Source organism: Bremerella cremea, assembly GCF_039541315.1.
In the GTDB taxonomy this organism is placed as follows: Bacteria; Planctomycetota; Planctomycetia; order Pirellulales; family Pirellulaceae; genus Bremerella; species Bremerella cremea.
The window spans coordinates 690,712-706,665 of sequence record NZ_BAABFZ010000005.1; the positions used below are offsets into that span (position 1 = coordinate 690,712).

Genomic DNA, 15,954 nt, shown 5'->3' on the forward strand with positions numbered 1-15,954 from the left:
GCGTCAAATCGCGAGTCACTGCGTTAGCCTGCTTCCCGCAAGCAATAACGATTGGCCACAGACACTCCACTCATGATCGAGCCGATGATGCCGACGTAACCTTGATCGGTTCCACAAATATAAAGGTTCTCGAGGTGCGTGGTGCCATCGAGATGTTTTTCCGGGGCGCCATAAACGGCCCCGTTTTTGTGCCAAGTGTATCGATGAATCGTTTTCGGCGTGAACATATCCACCGCCACGACATGCCGCCGAAATTCCGGGATGAATCGGACGACGCTGTCGCTGATCAGATCGTACCAACGATTCTTTTCGAAGCGGTACCGCTCTTCCGGCATCGTGGCCCAACGTTCGTAATTCGCCAAGGCGGTCACGCGAAGGTAGCCTTCGTCGAGATTCGCTCCGTCTTGATAATCGAAATTATTGGGCGAACAGATCACGCCGGTACGGACGTCGCACAGATCGTCTTCCGGCTTTTCCCAGTGGAACGTGTTGGAGTCGTTGAAGAATACGATCGTCGAATCGTATCCAACTTCGACCGGTTGCTTCTTAATGACCGAGATCGTTTCGACAAAGCTCAACCGACCGGGCTCGCTCGGCGGTGGTTGGATACCTTCCTCGCACATCCGCATCGTTTCCCACCAACCGGCGGACGAAACCACTTTGCGGCCGAGTAGTTCGGTCCCGTCGTCCAGCTTCACGCCGACGCAGTTGCCATCTTCGATCTTCAGGGCAGAAACGCCCGTGCGAAGTTTCAACTCGCCGCCTAGTTCACGAAACTTCTTCACCAGGTTCTTTAGCAGCAGCCGCACACCTTTCAGCGGTCGGGCGAACCCTTCCATGTAGATGCTGCGGAACATGATGCAGAACTGTCCCCAGTCCATGTCCCGTTCGCGGGCATTGCCGTACCACATCAGCGGGCAAAGCAGCATTTCGACCAGCATTGGATCGGTGATGATTTCAGAGAGCCGCGTCCGTGCCGAGCCGGCGTAGTTTTCCGCGGTGATGTCGTCGTAGTCGATGATCTGTCCGCGGAGCCGATCGAAGTTGTCGGCTTGCTTCGGAAAGCGTTGGGCGATTTCGCTGCGAAGAAGTTCAATGTCGTTATCAAACTTCAGCTCGACGCCGGGGAACATCACCTTCGAGCCCAGTTGAGGGCAAAGCGCGAATTCGTCCCATTTGAAGCGAAGTTGGCGCAGAAGACGCCCGAGCGGCCCCTTCTTCTCGCCTTTCTGCGTGAAGTTGGTCACCGCGTGCAGGCCGACATCGAAGTCGCGGCCTGCCATGCGATAGAACGAGTTCAAACCACCAATGGTGTTATGTCGTTCCAGAATGCAGACGTTCTGACCGAAATAGGCCAGGCGAATGCCAGCCGCGAGCCCGGACATGCCTGCGCCGATAATGATCGTATCGTACATCGTGACGATGGAGCTCCGACGCTCGTAGGTTATGAGGAGTGGATCGAAGCGGAACGCAACGCACCGTAATTGGCTTCCATCGTCATGCCAAGGCGCGAAACGCATTGGTTTCACACCCTACGGATTTGCGTGGGACCTGCCTCTTGCGAGTTACAGGTCTTTCATCTTCGGCTCGAGATAGCTGACCGTGCTGGCCATCGAAGCGAGCTCTGGATATTCTTCTTCCGGAATCTGCACTCGGTGACGCTTGCGGAGTTCCATGACGATGTCGAGGAAGTCCATGCTGTCGAGTTCGAGCTGGTCGCGGAAGGGCTTGTCATCATCGATATCCGTGATGTCGTCATCCGGAGCGATGTCCCGCAAAATGTCCAAAATTTCTTCCCGGATTTCCGCTGGCGTCATCCCGATCTGGCTCCTTCAAGCGTCTATTACAGCTTTTTGATGATTACTACAGAGTTGATTCCCAGCATCCCGAACGAGTTGTTCAGAATGGTCTGGACTTTGCCAAGTTCTCGCGGCTGATTCAAAACCAACCCGTCGATGGCACACGCTGGATCGAGGTCGTCCACGTTAATCGTGGCATGACAAACTCCATCCTGAAAGGCTGGCAGGTTTCCAGAGAGCTCGAGAGCCCCGGCTGCCCCCATGGCGTGCCCAATGAAACTTTTTGTGTTGTTGATAAACGTGGTTTCGCTCTTGCCGAACACGTCGCGAATCGCCGTGCATTCCTGCTGGTCGCCCAGGGTCGTGCCGGTGGCATGCGTGCTGACAATGTCGATGTCGGTGGCATTCATCCCGGCACGCTTCAAGGCCAGGTTCATGCACTGAACTTGTCGTTCAGGGTTGGGCAGCACGAAGTCGGTCGCGTCGGTGTTCATGGCATAGCCTGCCAATTCGCCGTAAATCTTCGCACCGCGTTTTTTCGCATCCGATAACCGCTCGAGCGTATAAATACAGCCACCTTCCGAAACGACGATGCCGTTTCGCTGGGTATCGAACGGACGCGAGGCCTTCGTCGGATCGGTATGCACGGCCAGAGCACCTTGGCTCTTGAAACCGGCGAAGATCCCAAAGGTATGGACGCTTTCCGAAACACCACCTGCCAAAGCCAGATCGCATTCGCCCAAGCGAAGCATCTGAGCCCCTTGAATCAGACCGGCATTTCCGGCGGCACAAGCAGCACCGATGGTGTAGTGTGGCCCCACAATGCCCATCGTCAGGCAGATCTCGCCGGCGGGATTGTTGGCCACGGTTCGTGGATTGTGATGGTGCGACCAGAACGAGGTGTCGTAGTCGTAACCCTTCAGGTTATAGACTTCGTTCTCGGTCTCGACATTGCCATGTTCGGTAACGCCAACATAGACGCCGACCATGCTCTTGTCGATGTTTTCCCATTCCAGGCCGCTATCGGCGATCGCTTCGCCAGCACAGTAAATACCAATGCTGCCAGCACGGGTACCGCGACGGATGTCGCGCTTCTTCTGGTAGCGGGTCGCTTCGTAATCGCAGATACCGGCGAGCGTTTCGCCAATGTATCGGATCTCGTAGTCAGACACACCGCTTTTGCCTGCGAGCAACGCCTCACGATACTCAGCGTACGAATTGCCATTCGGGGCGGTCAGACCGACGCCCGTGATGACGATGCGCTGTGAATCGGGTAGTTGTTCGGCAGTGGCAACCATTTGCCCATCCTCGGCAATTTAACGGAAACCGTTCAAGCTACCGATTCCCAGGAACCTTGACAAGTCACCTGCGAGAAGCCAAGTCGTCCGCCAGGCGTCGCATTCCCTCTTCCGTCGAGATTTTGGGAGAGTATCCCAAGTCGTGTCGTGCTGCGGAGATATCGAAATAATGATGCGTTGCCAGCTGTCGGGCGAGGAACCGCGTCATGCGTGGCTCTTCGTTCATTCGTCCCACCATTTTGTAGGCGGTTTCCATCATGGCACCGGCATAATACGCAACGTTTGCCGAAACGCGTTTTCGGATCGGGGGAAGGCCCTCCAGGGCCAGGATGTCGTTTATCCAATCCCAGAGGCGAACCGGAGCACCTTGAGTGATAAAGTAAGCCTTGCCGCCGACCTTCTCTGGAGACTCGAGAAGTGCCCCAGCCGCCTGAATATGAGCCGACGCCGCGTTTTCGACATAAACCATGTCGACGAGATTCTTTCCGTCGCCTACAACCCGCAGCTTACCTGTTTTCGCGCGAGCGATAAGCCGTGGAATCAAGTGCTGGTCGCGAGGTCCCCAGATGAGGTGTGGCCGTAACGCACATGTGAGCAGCGTGCCTGGCCGATTCGCCGCCAGGACGGACTGTTCCGCGATTGACTTGGAGTGCGGATAATGAGCGAGCCATGTTTCAGGATAAGGAGCCTTCTCATCAACTCCCTTTTGGTCGGTCCCGTCGAAGGTCACGCTCGGGCTACTGCAGTAGACCAGTCGCTCAACATTCCAGGCCTTGCAAGCGGCGATGATGTTGTCGGTGCCTTCGACATTGATGCCGTAGTAATCGGACCAGAGGCCCCAGATGCCGGCGATCGCCGCCACGTGATAAACCACGTCGCAGCCCTTCACTCCCTTTTCGACAGCCGATGCGTCACGCAGGTCTCCCTGGATGCATTCAACGCCGAGACGCTCGAGATCAGGATAGCGTTGCCGCCCCAAGACACGGACCGATTCGCCATGCTGCAGTAGCTGCTCGACGAGATATCGGCCAAGGAAACCACCTCCGCCAGTGACTAGGACGCTCAAATCGGATTCCCCTGATACCGTCTTGGATTAGAGGCCTTGAATCATCGACTTGGGAATCTGGAATCGGTACGAGCCGCTCAGGCCGACCGCTTCGCCAGGCAGATCGAGGTACAGATTCTGAACCTTGTTCGGATCGAAGTCCTCAGGCACGTCGAAGACGATGCAATCGGTTCCTTCGTCCAGCGGATCGAACGTCTTGCTCGGCGTCCACCATTTCAGATCCTTCAAGTCGTCAAACTTGAGGGGATAGTACACGTTCTTATCGTCATCCGAAAGCTGTGCCGTTCGGATTGCCCCACCCTTGGTGGTAAATTCGTTGCCATACCAGCTCTTGAAGTCGAACGTCTTGTTCGAGCGATTGGCCGTTTCCAGATAGATATTCACGAACGGACGGGACGACGTTACCAGTTCGCCTTGCTCGTCACGCCCGCGGACTTCACCCCAGTCGACGTGATTGACTTTGACCTTGAAGCCTTCCATGGTGGCCGAGTTCTTCGCCGGGATCCATTTGATGTGGATCTCACCCTTCTCGGCAGCTTCCATCACCTCTTGAATCTGATTGCCGCTGTTGGCCACGCCGTCTGCTTCGTAAGGCGTTTCATTGACGACTTCATCGCCACCGGTACTGATCACACCGACCGAGACCAGCACGACAAACAACACCACTGCCAGAAAGATCGGCAGCACAAACATGTACCCGATCTTCACAATCAGGTCCCAAGGAATTTCCTTGGTGGCCTCTTCTTCCCCTTCGGCTCCTTCTTCAGCGGTCGGCTGTTGATTGGGATCGGCGGCCTTCTTTTTGGATGGCTTCACGCCCGGTGCCTTCGGCGTAATTACGGGCGGTCCGACTTGAGGTGCTGCCTGAGGGACGACGAACACCCCCTGACAAGTAGGGCATTTGACCTGAGTTCCGGCCGGACTGTTAACACTGAGCACGGTCGAACAATGAGGGCACTTGAGATGCATCGCAGGGAATTGCCTTGAAGGTGAGACGATGAGGGCAAACGTCAGTTTACCGGGGCAGGACCGAGTCGAGCCGATCTTCGGCCCATAGGGTTAGTTTTTCCCGGAAAATCTTCGAGTTATGACGAACGTCGACCGGGAAATTCGGGTGCAGCAGGAAATGCTCTATTCGCTGCGTCAGCTGGCTTTTATTGCCGATCTCTCGCAGTTCGTCCAGCAGAGTGTCAATCTCTTCCGGCGTGTCAGGGTACATCCTAGGCCACGGTTGCACGATCACCACGGGGACCTGTTGGCCTAGTTCGCCAATCCCGACCAACGCACTCCGAAAGATCTTTTCGTGCGTGTTGAAGATTGCTTCGACCGGGATCGTATACATCGCCCCCTCTGCCGTTTGCAGACGATGCGATTTCCGACCACAGAACCAGAATCGGTCCTGCTCGTCGAGATAGCCAACATCTCCCATGCGATGCCAGACCGCGTCGCCATCGTAGATCTTCGAGCGACGTGTCGCCTCTTCACTGGTGGCGTAGCGCCGCGTGATCACCGGACCATGCACGATCAGTTCGCCAATTTCACCACGCGGTAGCGGCTGTACTTGATCGACCGATTCGATTGCCTCGTCCGTGATCGCGATCACTTGCCAGTCGATGCTGTTGAAGCGTGTGCCGACGCAAGTCCCGCCTCCTTCGCTCGACTTCGCCGAGGTTTCTTCCAACACCTCGGTCGCGGAAATCGAAGCCACCGGCAACGCTTCGGTCGCACCGTATGGCGTGTACATCTCCGCATTGGGTGCCGCTTTTTTCATCCGCTTCAAAACGTGCGGCGGCACCGGAGCCCCAGCCGACAGAACCCGCTTCAGCGAAGGCATCCATAACCCTTCGCGTTCGCAGAACTGCCCCACCGAGTTCCAGACCGCCGGCGAAGCGAACGACTGCGTAGCGTTCCAGTCGTCGACCGCTTCCAAAATATTGCGAGGATCGACGGTTGCTGGCCGGCTGAAATCCATTTCCGGAATGACCGAGGTCACTCCCATCGCACTGTTAAACAAGCCAAACAGCGGGAAGCCTTGCACATCGACATCGCCGGGCTGAATGTCGTACCGCTGCTGAATGAATTGCACCTGGCGGCGGAAGCCTTCGTGGCGGAACTCGACACCTTTTGGCGGACCGGTACTGCCCGAGGTGAAGATGATCGCGGCTTGATCGTCCGCTTCCGCGGCAAACGGCTGGAAGTCGCCGACATCGGTTTGGCGAAGTTCGTCGACGGTGGGGCCTCCCCAAAACCAGCGACGTCCGGCGGTGACGTTCCACTTGGAATCGCGATAGCGTCGACCACACAGTTTACGGATCGCATGCACGATCGGAATCGCAACAAAGCCCTGTGGTTTGACCTGATCGAGACAGGAAAGCACATTCTTCTTGCCCATACCTGGGTCGATGAGAATGCTGACGGCGCCGACCTTATACAACGCGAACACCAGCGAGACGAAATCGATTCCTGGCCGGACCATCAAGGCCATCCGCGTCCCTGGCGTGACTCCCATCTTCGCCAGGCCAGCTGCAATGACGGTGCTGTCTTTCGCGAGATCGGCGAACGTGATCGTGTCGTACTTTCTCTTACCCGATGCGTCTCGTTTCCCGGCGACAGCGATGGCGATACCATCGGGCTGTTTCGTGGCAACTTCATCCAGAAGTAGTCCCACGTTGAAGATCGTGTCGGCCGCGTTGGCTTCGAGCATTTAGATTCTTCCTACGACAAAGCGAATAAGCTCGGCAGCGATGTCGACGTCGCATGCCGCCGACAAGCCTTTCCATCCTGGAACAGCGTTGGCTTCGAGTAAATACCAGCCCCCTTCCCCGTCCGGCAGGAAGTCGAGGCCCGCGATCACCAATCCCAATGCTTCGACGGCACGGCGTGCCTGATCGGCGATCTCTGGCGGGATCGGCTCTGGCGTGGCGGTCGCTCCGTGACTGAGATTCGTCCGCCAATCGTCCTGGCTCGATCGCCGCATACCCCACATCTGATTTTCGAGCACCAAGACTCGCAGATCATAGCCGGGATGGGAAATGAATTTCTGTAGGTAGATCACCTGCCCCAGTTGCTGGAGCGTCTTGAACACGCGATGTGCAAGATCAGCACTTTCGACCCGCATGATCCCCCGCCCTTCGCCGCCGAAGATTGGTTTGACCACCACCGAAGGCCCAAGCATCTCGTACGACTGCATCGCTTCCTGCCAGGTCTGACAGACGTGCGTCTCGGGCACGCGAAAGCCTGCCTCGGCAAGGATCGACAGCGTAAGATACTTGTCGATCGCCATTTCCATCGAGCGCGGAGGGTTGACCACCAGCACGCCCTGACGCTGCAGGGCCGCCAAGGCATCCATCCGGAAGACCACTTGTTCCAGCGAACCAGGCGGCATCGTGCGTACGATCACCGCATCGAACTGGCCAGAGATCTTCACGCCGGCGTCGATGCACTCCGATCCGCCGATCTGGCTACGAAGTGCTCCGAAATCGAGGCGTTCGACTTCGGCCAAGCCGGCTGCAGCTCGCTGCAAATCACGGAAGTACCAGCTATCTTCGTTGGCCAACACGCCGATGCGTGGCAGTCGGGAAATCGAACTCACGGCGACACTTCCTGGCCAAACGATCGTGCCAGCACGGCTTCATCATGTTGTCCGAAGATCGTCGCTTTACCATCGATCAGGCTGAACAGGCAGACCTCGGCAGGGCTGAACAAGAGCGGATCGATCTGATAGAAGTCGAACTTCGCGTCGCGCAAGATCTGCTCGAACGGCTGGCCATGCATTGCGGACGAACTGCTGGGAAGCTGCTCGCCGTAGGTCCGCAGGTTCTCGGAAGTTTCGTGAACCCAGAGGGTGACCGTTCCCCCATACAGAATCGCGTCATTGGTTCGCCCTATTCCCACGACGTCGTCAGCAGCGACGGGAGGCAGCGGAGCCGAGCCGTAGCCGCTGGCGATCTTCGAGAGATCGAACTTCAGCTCGTGCAGCTTATGCAGGCAGGTCTCGACACTCCGGGCAACCACTTGGACGTGACCTGCCAGGCTGGCCGTGCGAGCCGCCAGCAAGACCAGGTTCTGGGGCTCGATCTGGCAATCAGCCGCGATTTTCTGACAAACTTCATCGCCGGGAAGCTGCGACGTTTCCAGCACACCGACGGCAACCGGGTAGTCGTCAACCAGGTTCATCGCTTGAATCACTGGCTCTTTGGCCGCTTTGACACGCATCGGGCCCGAGCCCATTCCAAAGAAGTCGCCCGCTTTGATCTGCCAGCCAGCATACTGTGAAGCAATGCAAGCCAGTTCCGGACGATCGGTGGCGACGTTTACTTGCAGTCGTGTGCCAGGCCCAGTGGTGGGTGTGAAGTCGACTTTTCCCAGCCCTGCCAGGCAGATCTCGGCCAGCAGGCGGCCAGCTTCCAAGCCGCCAAGTCCGGACGAAACGCCCAGATCCAGGACTTTCGCCCCGCAAGCGACCTGAATCAGTTGAGCCCCAACTTCGGCGGGGGCATCGATGATCGGCTGTACCAAGGCATGGGCCCGTTGGTTCAATTCCAAGATGGTCTCCTCTGCGTGCGAATGCGTCGTTCGTCCCGTGATTCCCCATCTTCTATCTCTTTCCTGTCTGCTGCAACGAGGCGTCTGGGGGACGGGGGGAGCGCTATTGACGCTTTTTGCCGGGTTCTCCTATACTCAGGCGCTTGTTTGTAAGCAATTCCTATGAAACGCTTTAGTGGCAGTCTTTCCCCTATCGCGTTTCCCGTGGCAACCACTCAAATAGCGTTGAATCTGCGATGAAGTCGGAACGTCGGCACGAAATTCAAGAGAATTCCCTGGCCCACTTTCTCGAAGGAATATTCGAGTCGGCCAAGCCTCACGCCAACATGATTGGTGGCGTGATCCTCGCTCTTTTGCTTGGCTATCTGGCCTACATCATCCTGAATCAGGAAAGCAGCACGGTCGAAGACGCCGAGTGGAGTGCCGTTTACACGACTCTCGACCAGTCGTTCCGCGTGGGTGAAGATGACGTCAAGCGTCAGGAAATCGCCCAGGAATTCGCGACCATTTCGACCGATTACGGCGATACCCGCCCTGCTTTGTGGGCCGAGTACTTCTACGGTCAGCAGAACCTGACCCAGGCCAGCGACGTCGCTTTCAGCGATCCGCAATCGGCCGCTGCCGACATCGAACGTGCCATCACTTCGTTCCAGAAGGTTTACGATTCGAGCGATCTGCCGGTCCTGAAAGTGAAAGCTTTGTGGGGTCTGGCCGATGCTTACGAACTACAAGCTACCAAAGAATCGCTGGGCAAAGCCAAGTCGTCCTACGAAGAAATCATGGTGATCTGGCCCGACACCAACACCTCGCGTGCCGCTGAAGAACGCATCGAACGGCTGGACAACGCCGGTATCGATAGCTTCTACGCCTGGTACCGCGATCAAGACTTCGCTGCTCACGCCGCGGAAGTCGAACGTGAAAATCGTGCTCCACTGCAAGGCACAATCCCAGGTCTCGAACCAGATGGCCCTGGCGGCAACATGTTCGACAATCCAACGGGTACCACCCCAGGTGCTGCTAACCCGTTGTTCACGCCAAGCATGGACTTGAACGCCCCTGGCGATGCTCAGCCGAAGCCATCCAGCTTCACCGAAAAGGAAGAAGCTGCCACTGCCGAAAAGGCAGCCGAAGAAGCGAAGCCGGAAGGTGACAAGCCTGCCGAGCCCATGACCGAAGCTGCCGCTGAACCGGAAAAGAAGGCCGAAGAAGCCGCCAAGCCAGAAGCCGAACCAATGAAGGAAGCTGCGGCGACCGAAGAGAAACCGGCTGAAGAAGAAAAGGCCGAAGAGCCTGCCAAGGAAGAAGCTGCCAGCGACGAGTCGAACTAGGCTCTCAGGCCAGTTCTGCTGGCTGGCAAATCTCCTTAGAATACGCTCATGGCCACGATTGTTCGTGGCCATGATTTGTTTTAGCCCCAGAAATATCGAGACGGACAACCGCAACTCGAAACCCATGCGATACACGGTCGACAACGCAGATGCCGGACAACGGCTAGATCAGTTTCTGGCGAAGAAGATCCATCGAGCCAGCCGCGGCCAGGTTCGCGAAGCGATCGACGACGGACAGATCACCGTTAACGATCAAGCTCAGAAGCCGTCGTATAAGCTGCGAGCGGACGATGTGATCGATTACCCACAAATCGATGCCCGCGAAGAAGAGCAAACGCCAGAACAAGTCGATCTCGACATTCTGTACCAAGACGAGCACCTGGCCGCGATCAACAAGCCGGCCGGCATGGTTACGCACCCCGCTAAAGGGCACTGGGATGGTACGTTGACGGCGGCCTTGCTGGCGAAGTTCAGCCAACTGAGCGATATCGGCGGCACGTCGCGTCCTGGCATCGTTCATCGGCTCGACCGCGACACCAGCGGCGTGCTGGTGATTGCCAAGAACAACGAAGCCCACCAGGCCCTGACGCAGCAGTTCCACGACCGTGAAACGGAGAAGGAATACTTCGCGATCGTGACCGGCTGTCCCGATCGCGACCGCGACATGATCAACGAGCCGATCGGTCCGCACCCGCGGTATCGCGAACGGATGTCGATCGTTCGCGACGACCCAGCCGGCAAAGAAGCCCAGACGTTCTACGAGGTCGCCGAACGCTTCGACGGGTTCTCGGTCTTTAAAGTGATGCCGAAGACTGGCCGAACGCATCAGATTCGCGTTCACCTGGCGCACGTTCGCTATCCGGTTCTCTGCGATCGTGCTTACGGTAGCCGTGCTCGGATCACGCTTGGTGAAATCGCTCGCACCGAAGACGCTCAAATCGTGCTGGGTCGCACCGCCCTGCATGCTCGCCGTTTAAAGATCACCCATCCGGTGAGTGGCGAGCCGATGGAATTTGAAGCCCCGATTCCGCCCGATCTTCACTCGACGTTGGAAGTCTTGCGCAAGTTCCGCTCGCTATAGTCGCGAGGTTCTGGATACAGCAGGTCCATCATGTCGTGGGTGCCGATGGCTCGCGTGGTGTAGAACAACTCGCCCGCTCCATAGCCCGCGGTCGCTCCCAGGTAGATCGCCGCTCCCCGCACGCGGTCGAAGATGTAATCTTTCGCCGGTGGGAACTGCGTCTGGTAACAGCGAACACTCTCGAGTTTGCGATCAAGACAATCGGTGATGTCGTGGACGAAGCTTCCCGGGGCGTCAAGCTTGTGAATCGGCTCGAAGGCAATTTTGTAGTAAAGCTGCCGCCCGATCGTATGCACCGGAAGGTGGTCGAACGTTTCGTCCCACTTCGTTAGCCGCGAATAGAAGACCGCCGCGTCGGTGATCTGCATCGCCTGCCAATGATCGGGCGACGCCATCGGCGTGCGATCGCCGAAGCCGATGACCACCTTCGGACGATACTTGCGAAACTCTTTCGCCAAAGCGACGCGGGCCTCGAAGCAATCGAACAGCCGGCGATTGGGCAGATCGAGCGTGATTCGCTTCGAGACGCCCAACACCTTGGCCGCCGCGGCTGCTTCGGCCAGTCGCGTCTCTGGATCGGGCGAACCGGGTGTTGGCTCGCCGTCGGTCAGATCGATGATCGCGACCGAATGCCCTTGATCGGCCAGCTTGGCGAGCGTTCCGCCGCAGGCAATTTCGACATCGTCCGGATGGGCTCCCACGGCGATGATATCAATCTGAGGGTACTCTTTCTCGACGTCGACCATGCTTCTACTTTCTTCCTTCGGCAAGTTGCGATTTCCATTCTAAGTCTTTGGTTCTTGGCTCGTCAGGTCAATCACCGTTCGCCGTAATCCCACAAGGCATGGCGAAAAATGGCTGCTTCGTGCTACGATTCTCATGCGGGGCCCCTCGGCTGGTGTACAATGCGGCCCTGCGATCGGACTTTCAGATTTCTCATTCGCCGCCTTAAAGCAGAATGCCATGCCTGAGCCTTACGATGCTTCGTTGATTACCGAAGGGATTGTCAACGAAGAGAACATGAACCTGATCCAGGCCGTCACGCAAGACGCGGCAGAATACTTGGATCTCTCGCTCGAAGAGGAAACGCCTGACGCGATTATCGCCAAGGTGAACGAGGCGATCTGCGATATCAAACTTGACCGCGGCAATCCGTTTCCCGAAGGGGAAGATATCGAGATCTTGCTGGGCTGCCTCTGGGCTTCTCAGTTGATCAGAGCGATGGACTTCGCGTGGGTCGAAATTGACTTCAACGACGAGGCTGACACGAAAGCGATCGGGCTGGTCTCGCCAACTCGCAATATTGCGATTTACCCTTTCAGCTTCGTCCACAGTTGCTTAACCGCCGGCGTCATTTGTACGATCGCGTTGTCTTACAACATGCTCAAAGAGAACGGCGTCGAGAGCTATTACGAGCCGAAGCAATACGGCGACATGATGGCCGATGTCTATCACATCGTTCCGCCAGAAGCGTAGACGCGTCGAATCTTCTTCCAGGGGCTATTTGCCCTGAAACTTCTTCACCGCAGCCACGGTCACTTCAGGGTAGTCGGTCGCGAACGATTCGACGCCCAGTTCCAAAAGCTGCGTGTACGCTTCTTCGTTCGAGCATTCCCACGGCAGCGTTTGAAACAAGATGCCACGCTGCTTCAGTTCATCCCGAACCTCGGTCAGAAACTTCTTGGAAGGGTTGAAGGGGTCATCACTCTTCAAGTCTCCCACGCGAACGTGGATCTGTAGCTGCGTGATGCCCTCGAAGTTGCCCTTGCGAATTTCAGCCAGCTTGGCGGTGAGCTTCTCTTCGCTGCCACCATTCCAGCAAAGCGTCTGGGACTCGGGCACGCGCTGCTTCCACTGCTGAATCAACTCAGGATGCGTGGTCGTGTAGATGACCTGCGGAGCGACCTGATACTTGTGAATCAATTCGATCAAGCGAGCCTGGTCGGCGGTCTTGATATCGAGATAGAGCATTCGCTCTGGTCGACCTTGCATCGCCGCAAAGATCGACTCCAGCTTCGGCACCTTCTGCCCTTCAAACTGCTTGCCTCGGAACGATCCCACTTCCAGATCGGTGACCTGAGCCGCAGTCATGTTCTCGATCTTCTGGCTCTTCTGCGATTCGTCGGCGTTGCCAACGACTCGTTTTAGATTGCCATCGTGGAAACAAACGATCACCCCGTCCGAGGTCGTCCGCAAATCCGCTTCCGGCGTGACGCCGAGGCTCCAACTGTACTGGAAAGCCTCGAGCGTGTTCTCGGGCTGGGCGATCCCGGCTCCGCGGTGGGCTTGGATCATGAATGGCTTTTCATCCGCCATTCCGATCGAAGCGAATCCCACAACCAAAGCCAGGCTCAAACCTCGCAGGCAACCAAACATCAGCGATCGTCTCTCTCAAAAGAATCTAGCGGCCGCGATTTACTTCTTCAGCGGCTTCTTGGCACTTACCAGGAAGGTCGGGTTGGAAGCCTCGAAACGGTGGCGTTCCAGCTGATAGGTCGCGTGCGAGATGTTCACCATCGTCACCTTGGCCTGATCCATCTGCTGATCGAACAACTGATGCACGTCGGCCAGGTTTTCGATACTGCTGAGATTGCAGACGATGCGTCCGCCGGGCTTCATGCGGGCAATGGCTTGTTCGCAGATGCCTCGGACCTGACGCCCAGTTCCGCCAATGAAGACGCAGTCAGGATCAGGCAGGTCGGCCCATGCGTCGGGAGCCTTCCCCAGAATGGCCTGAACGTTGGTAACACCGAAAGCATCGATATTGGTGCGGATCAGGCCGTGATCTTCCGCATCCATTTCAATCGCGTAGATGCTTCCTTTTTCGGCGATCATGCCTGCTTCGATCGAAACGCTGCCGCTACCAGCACCGATATCCCACATGACACTCGATTCGCCCAGGTCCAGCAATGACAAAGCAATGCAGCGAACTTCCATCGGCGTCAGCAAGCCACGTTTCGGCTTCGACTGACGAAAGACATCGTCCGGGTTACCGAACTTACGCTTGCCAACCAGCGACATCGGACGATCTGGCACGTCTGGCTTGCGAACGAGAATCATCACGTTCAGCGGACCAAAAGTCTGCTCGCTAATCTCTTTCAAATCGCCCTGGGTCACGCATTCGTTGGGCGAACCGAGGTTCTCGCAGATGTAGGCATGAAAGTAATCGAGATTGTGCCCGAGCAAAGTCTTCGCGACTTCGGCTGGCGGAATCGCTTCGGTCGTGAACAAGCCAATCGCTTCCGAGATGCGCGCGGCGGCCACAACCGATTCCAGTGGTTGGTTGGCGAGATTCGCCAGGTGAGCATCGTCCCAGCTCTCCTTGATTCGAGCAAACGCCAACTGCATGCTGCTGACGTGCGGGATTACATGGAAGCGATCTTTTCCGAGCTTATCGCAAAGATACTTCGACACCCCGTAGAACAATGGGTCGCCACTGGTCAGAAGAACGACGTTGCGATCCCGGTACTTTTCCAGGGCTTCGACGATCTCGCCCAGGTCGCCGCTAACCGGCACCTTCTCGGCAGAGACTTTTTCAACGTGTCCAAGGACCTGCGGATTGCCGATGATCGCCTGAGCATCGCCCAGGATCCGTGTCGATTGGCTGGTCAGCCCCTCGAAACCGTCATCACCAATGCCAACAATATAAATTTTGGGAGACGTAGTCACCGATTGTTCCATTACCAAGCGTCTGAAGTAGAAAAGACTTGCGTCGATTTTACGAGATGCGACCATTCGTGGAAAGTTCACCCAAGGGGAACTCCCGCTGCCACCTTTGCAAGGAACCGAGATGCCGACCGTTTGCGTTACCGCTCCGCACTATCACCAACCGAAGCACGACTACTACAACATTCTGACCGGCGCGGGGTTCGAGGTACGCTTCATCGATCCGAAACAGCACGACCTAAGCGACGCCGATACACTTTTAGCCCAGTTGGACGGGGCAGAAGTCACCATGTGCAGCATGGAACCGTACACGCCAGAGGTAATGTCCCGTTCGAACCTGCGTGTTATCTGCCGTTTTGGTGTCGGATTCGATGCCATCGATGTATCAGGAGCCACAGCTGAAAACATCGTCGTCTGCCGCACGACCGGCGTGCTTCAGCATTCCGTGGCCGAGCAGACACTAGCCCTCCTTTTCGGGGTGATGCGCGACGTGGTCCGCCGTGACCGAGCCGTCCGCGAAGGAAAATGGAGTCAGCCTCCCCTTCCCCGCCTGCATGGAAAAACGATTGGCCTTTTGGGCCTCGGTTCGACCGGCCGCTGCGTTGCTGCCAAAGTTCTGGGTTTGGGAATGAAGGTCATCGCCTATTCCCCATCGGGACGCCCCTATCCCGGCGTCGAGATGGTTTCGCTTGAACGGCTCTGGCGTGATTCGGATGTGCTGAGCATCCATGCCCCGCTGATCCCTGAGACGCGTCATATCGTGAACGCTGAAACGTTGGCGAAAATGAAACCAGGTTCCGTGCTGATCAACACCGGTCGTGGTGGTCATGTCGACGAAGTTGCCCTGGTCGAGGCCCTCAAATCAGGCCATTTGCTGGGTGCCGGGCTCGATGTCTTTCAGGAAGAACCAACGCCGGTTGATAACCCGCTGTTGAATCTCGACAACGTCGTGACCGCGCCGCACATTGCTGGGGGCGATCACGAAGCTCTCTACGATATCCCTGTGCTGGCCGCACAGAATATTGTCGATCTGTACGAAGGGCGCTGGCCGGCCGAGAATATCGTCAATCCCGAGGTACGGCCAACCTGGAAGTGGTAAATCGCCGTTTCAGCGTCTGACCTTTTCGCGCAAACGGGATAAATTCGCCGAGAATCGTGGGCGAATTCCACT

The 15,954-nt window shown here is 57.0% G+C and carries 15 protein-coding genes and 1 pseudogene; 4 read left to right on the plus strand and 12 right to left on the minus strand.

Annotated features, from left to right (window positions below; translation table 11 throughout):
- Nucleotides 1-23 precede the first annotated feature (23 nt).
- The 9 genes and pseudogenes from ABD890_RS19695 to mch all read right to left on the minus strand — a co-directional run bounded on the left by ABD890_RS19695 (nt 24) and on the right by mch (nt 8,708).
- Nucleotides 24-1,415: a phytoene desaturase family protein gene (locus ABD890_RS19695; protein WP_345093775.1), complete on the minus strand. Its 1,392-nt coding sequence runs from the start codon at nt 1,413-1,415 to the stop codon at nt 24-26.
- Between the two features lie 150 nt (nt 1,416-1,565).
- Nucleotides 1,566-1,817 carry an acyl carrier protein gene (locus ABD890_RS19700; RefSeq protein ID WP_345093777.1) on the minus strand — a complete coding sequence of 84 codons (252 nt, stop codon included), beginning with the start codon at nt 1,815-1,817 and terminating at the stop codon, nt 1,566-1,568.
- Nucleotides 1,818-1,843: 26 nt separating this feature from the next.
- Nucleotides 1,844-3,097: a beta-ketoacyl-[acyl-carrier-protein] synthase family protein gene (locus tag ABD890_RS19705; protein ID WP_345093779.1), complete on the minus strand. Its 1,254-nt coding sequence runs from the start codon at nt 3,095-3,097 to the stop codon at nt 1,844-1,846.
- Nucleotides 3,098-3,161: 64 nt separating this feature from the next.
- Nucleotides 3,162-4,163 (minus strand): NAD-dependent epimerase/dehydratase family protein, encoded by a 1,002-nt coding sequence (locus ABD890_RS19710; RefSeq protein WP_345093781.1) that lies wholly within the window; start codon nt 4,161-4,163, stop codon nt 3,162-3,164.
- A 27-nt stretch (nt 4,164-4,190) separates the two neighbouring features.
- On the minus strand, nt 4,191-4,979 hold the full coding sequence (locus tag ABD890_RS19715; protein WP_345093783.1) for a hypothetical protein: 789 nt from the start codon (nt 4,977-4,979) through the stop codon (nt 4,191-4,193).
- Nucleotides 4,980-5,045: 66 nt separating this feature from the next.
- A pseudogene (locus tag ABD890_RS25545) lies at nt 5,046-5,132 on the minus strand (MJ0042-type zinc finger domain-containing protein); the annotation flags it as partial.
- Nucleotides 5,133-5,178: 46 nt separating this feature from the next.
- Nucleotides 5,179-6,867, minus strand: coding sequence for a fatty acid CoA ligase family protein (locus ABD890_RS19720; RefSeq protein WP_345093785.1), 1,689 nt, complete (start codon nt 6,865-6,867; stop codon nt 5,179-5,181).
- Nucleotides 6,868-7,755, minus strand: coding sequence for an ATP-grasp domain-containing protein (locus ABD890_RS19725; protein WP_345093787.1), 888 nt, complete (start codon nt 7,753-7,755; stop codon nt 6,868-6,870).
- Nucleotides 7,752-8,708, minus strand: a complete 957-nt coding sequence (mch, locus tag ABD890_RS19730; protein ID WP_345093788.1) for a methenyltetrahydromethanopterin cyclohydrolase — start codon at nt 8,706-8,708, stop codon at nt 7,752-7,754. Before mch ends, ABD890_RS19725 begins: the two co-directional genes overlap by 4 nt.
- A 236-nt stretch (nt 8,709-8,944) precedes the next feature.
- Here mch and ABD890_RS19735 point away from each other — a divergent pair, with 236 nt between their 5' ends.
- Both ABD890_RS19735 and ABD890_RS19740 read left to right on the plus strand, forming a co-directional pair.
- Nucleotides 8,945-10,036 (plus strand): tetratricopeptide repeat protein, encoded by a 1,092-nt coding sequence (locus tag ABD890_RS19735; protein WP_345093790.1) that lies wholly within the window; start codon nt 8,945-8,947, stop codon nt 10,034-10,036.
- A gap of 124 nt (nt 10,037-10,160) precedes the next feature.
- The gene (locus ABD890_RS19740; protein ID WP_345093792.1) at nt 10,161-11,117 is read left to right on the plus strand and encodes an RluA family pseudouridine synthase; all 957 of its coding nucleotides are present in this window, start codon (nt 10,161-10,163) and stop codon (nt 11,115-11,117) included.
- On the opposite strand, the gene ABD890_RS19745 is transcribed toward ABD890_RS19740, so the two are convergent.
- A complete protein-coding gene (locus ABD890_RS19745; RefSeq protein WP_345093794.1) occupies nt 11,075-11,863 on the minus strand; it encodes a PIG-L family deacetylase in 789 nt (262 codons plus the stop codon). The genes ABD890_RS19740 and ABD890_RS19745 overlap by 43 nt on opposite strands.
- A gap of 217 nt (nt 11,864-12,080) precedes the next feature.
- On the opposite strand from ABD890_RS19745, the gene ABD890_RS19750 reads away from it, so the two are divergent.
- On the plus strand, nt 12,081-12,593 hold the full coding sequence (locus ABD890_RS19750) for a hypothetical protein (protein ID WP_345093796.1): 513 nt from the start codon (nt 12,081-12,083) through the stop codon (nt 12,591-12,593).
- A gap of 24 nt (nt 12,594-12,617) precedes the next feature.
- Here ABD890_RS19750 and ABD890_RS19755 read toward each other — a convergent pair whose 3' ends face one another.
- The gene (locus ABD890_RS19755; RefSeq protein ID WP_345093798.1) at nt 12,618-13,493 is read right to left on the minus strand and encodes a glycerophosphodiester phosphodiesterase; all 876 of its coding nucleotides are present in this window, start codon (nt 13,491-13,493) and stop codon (nt 12,618-12,620) included.
- A 39-nt stretch (nt 13,494-13,532) separates the two neighbouring features.
- Nucleotides 13,533-14,786 (minus strand): precorrin-6y C5,15-methyltransferase (decarboxylating) subunit CbiE, encoded by a 1,254-nt coding sequence (gene cbiE, locus ABD890_RS19760; RefSeq protein ID WP_345093800.1) that lies wholly within the window; start codon nt 14,784-14,786, stop codon nt 13,533-13,535.
- A 121-nt stretch (nt 14,787-14,907) separates the two neighbouring features.
- Between cbiE and ABD890_RS19765 the strand changes: the two genes are divergently transcribed.
- Nucleotides 14,908-15,882, plus strand: coding sequence for a phosphoglycerate dehydrogenase (locus ABD890_RS19765; RefSeq protein ID WP_345093802.1), 975 nt, complete (start codon nt 14,908-14,910; stop codon nt 15,880-15,882).
- Nucleotides 15,883-15,954 lie beyond the last annotated feature (72 nt).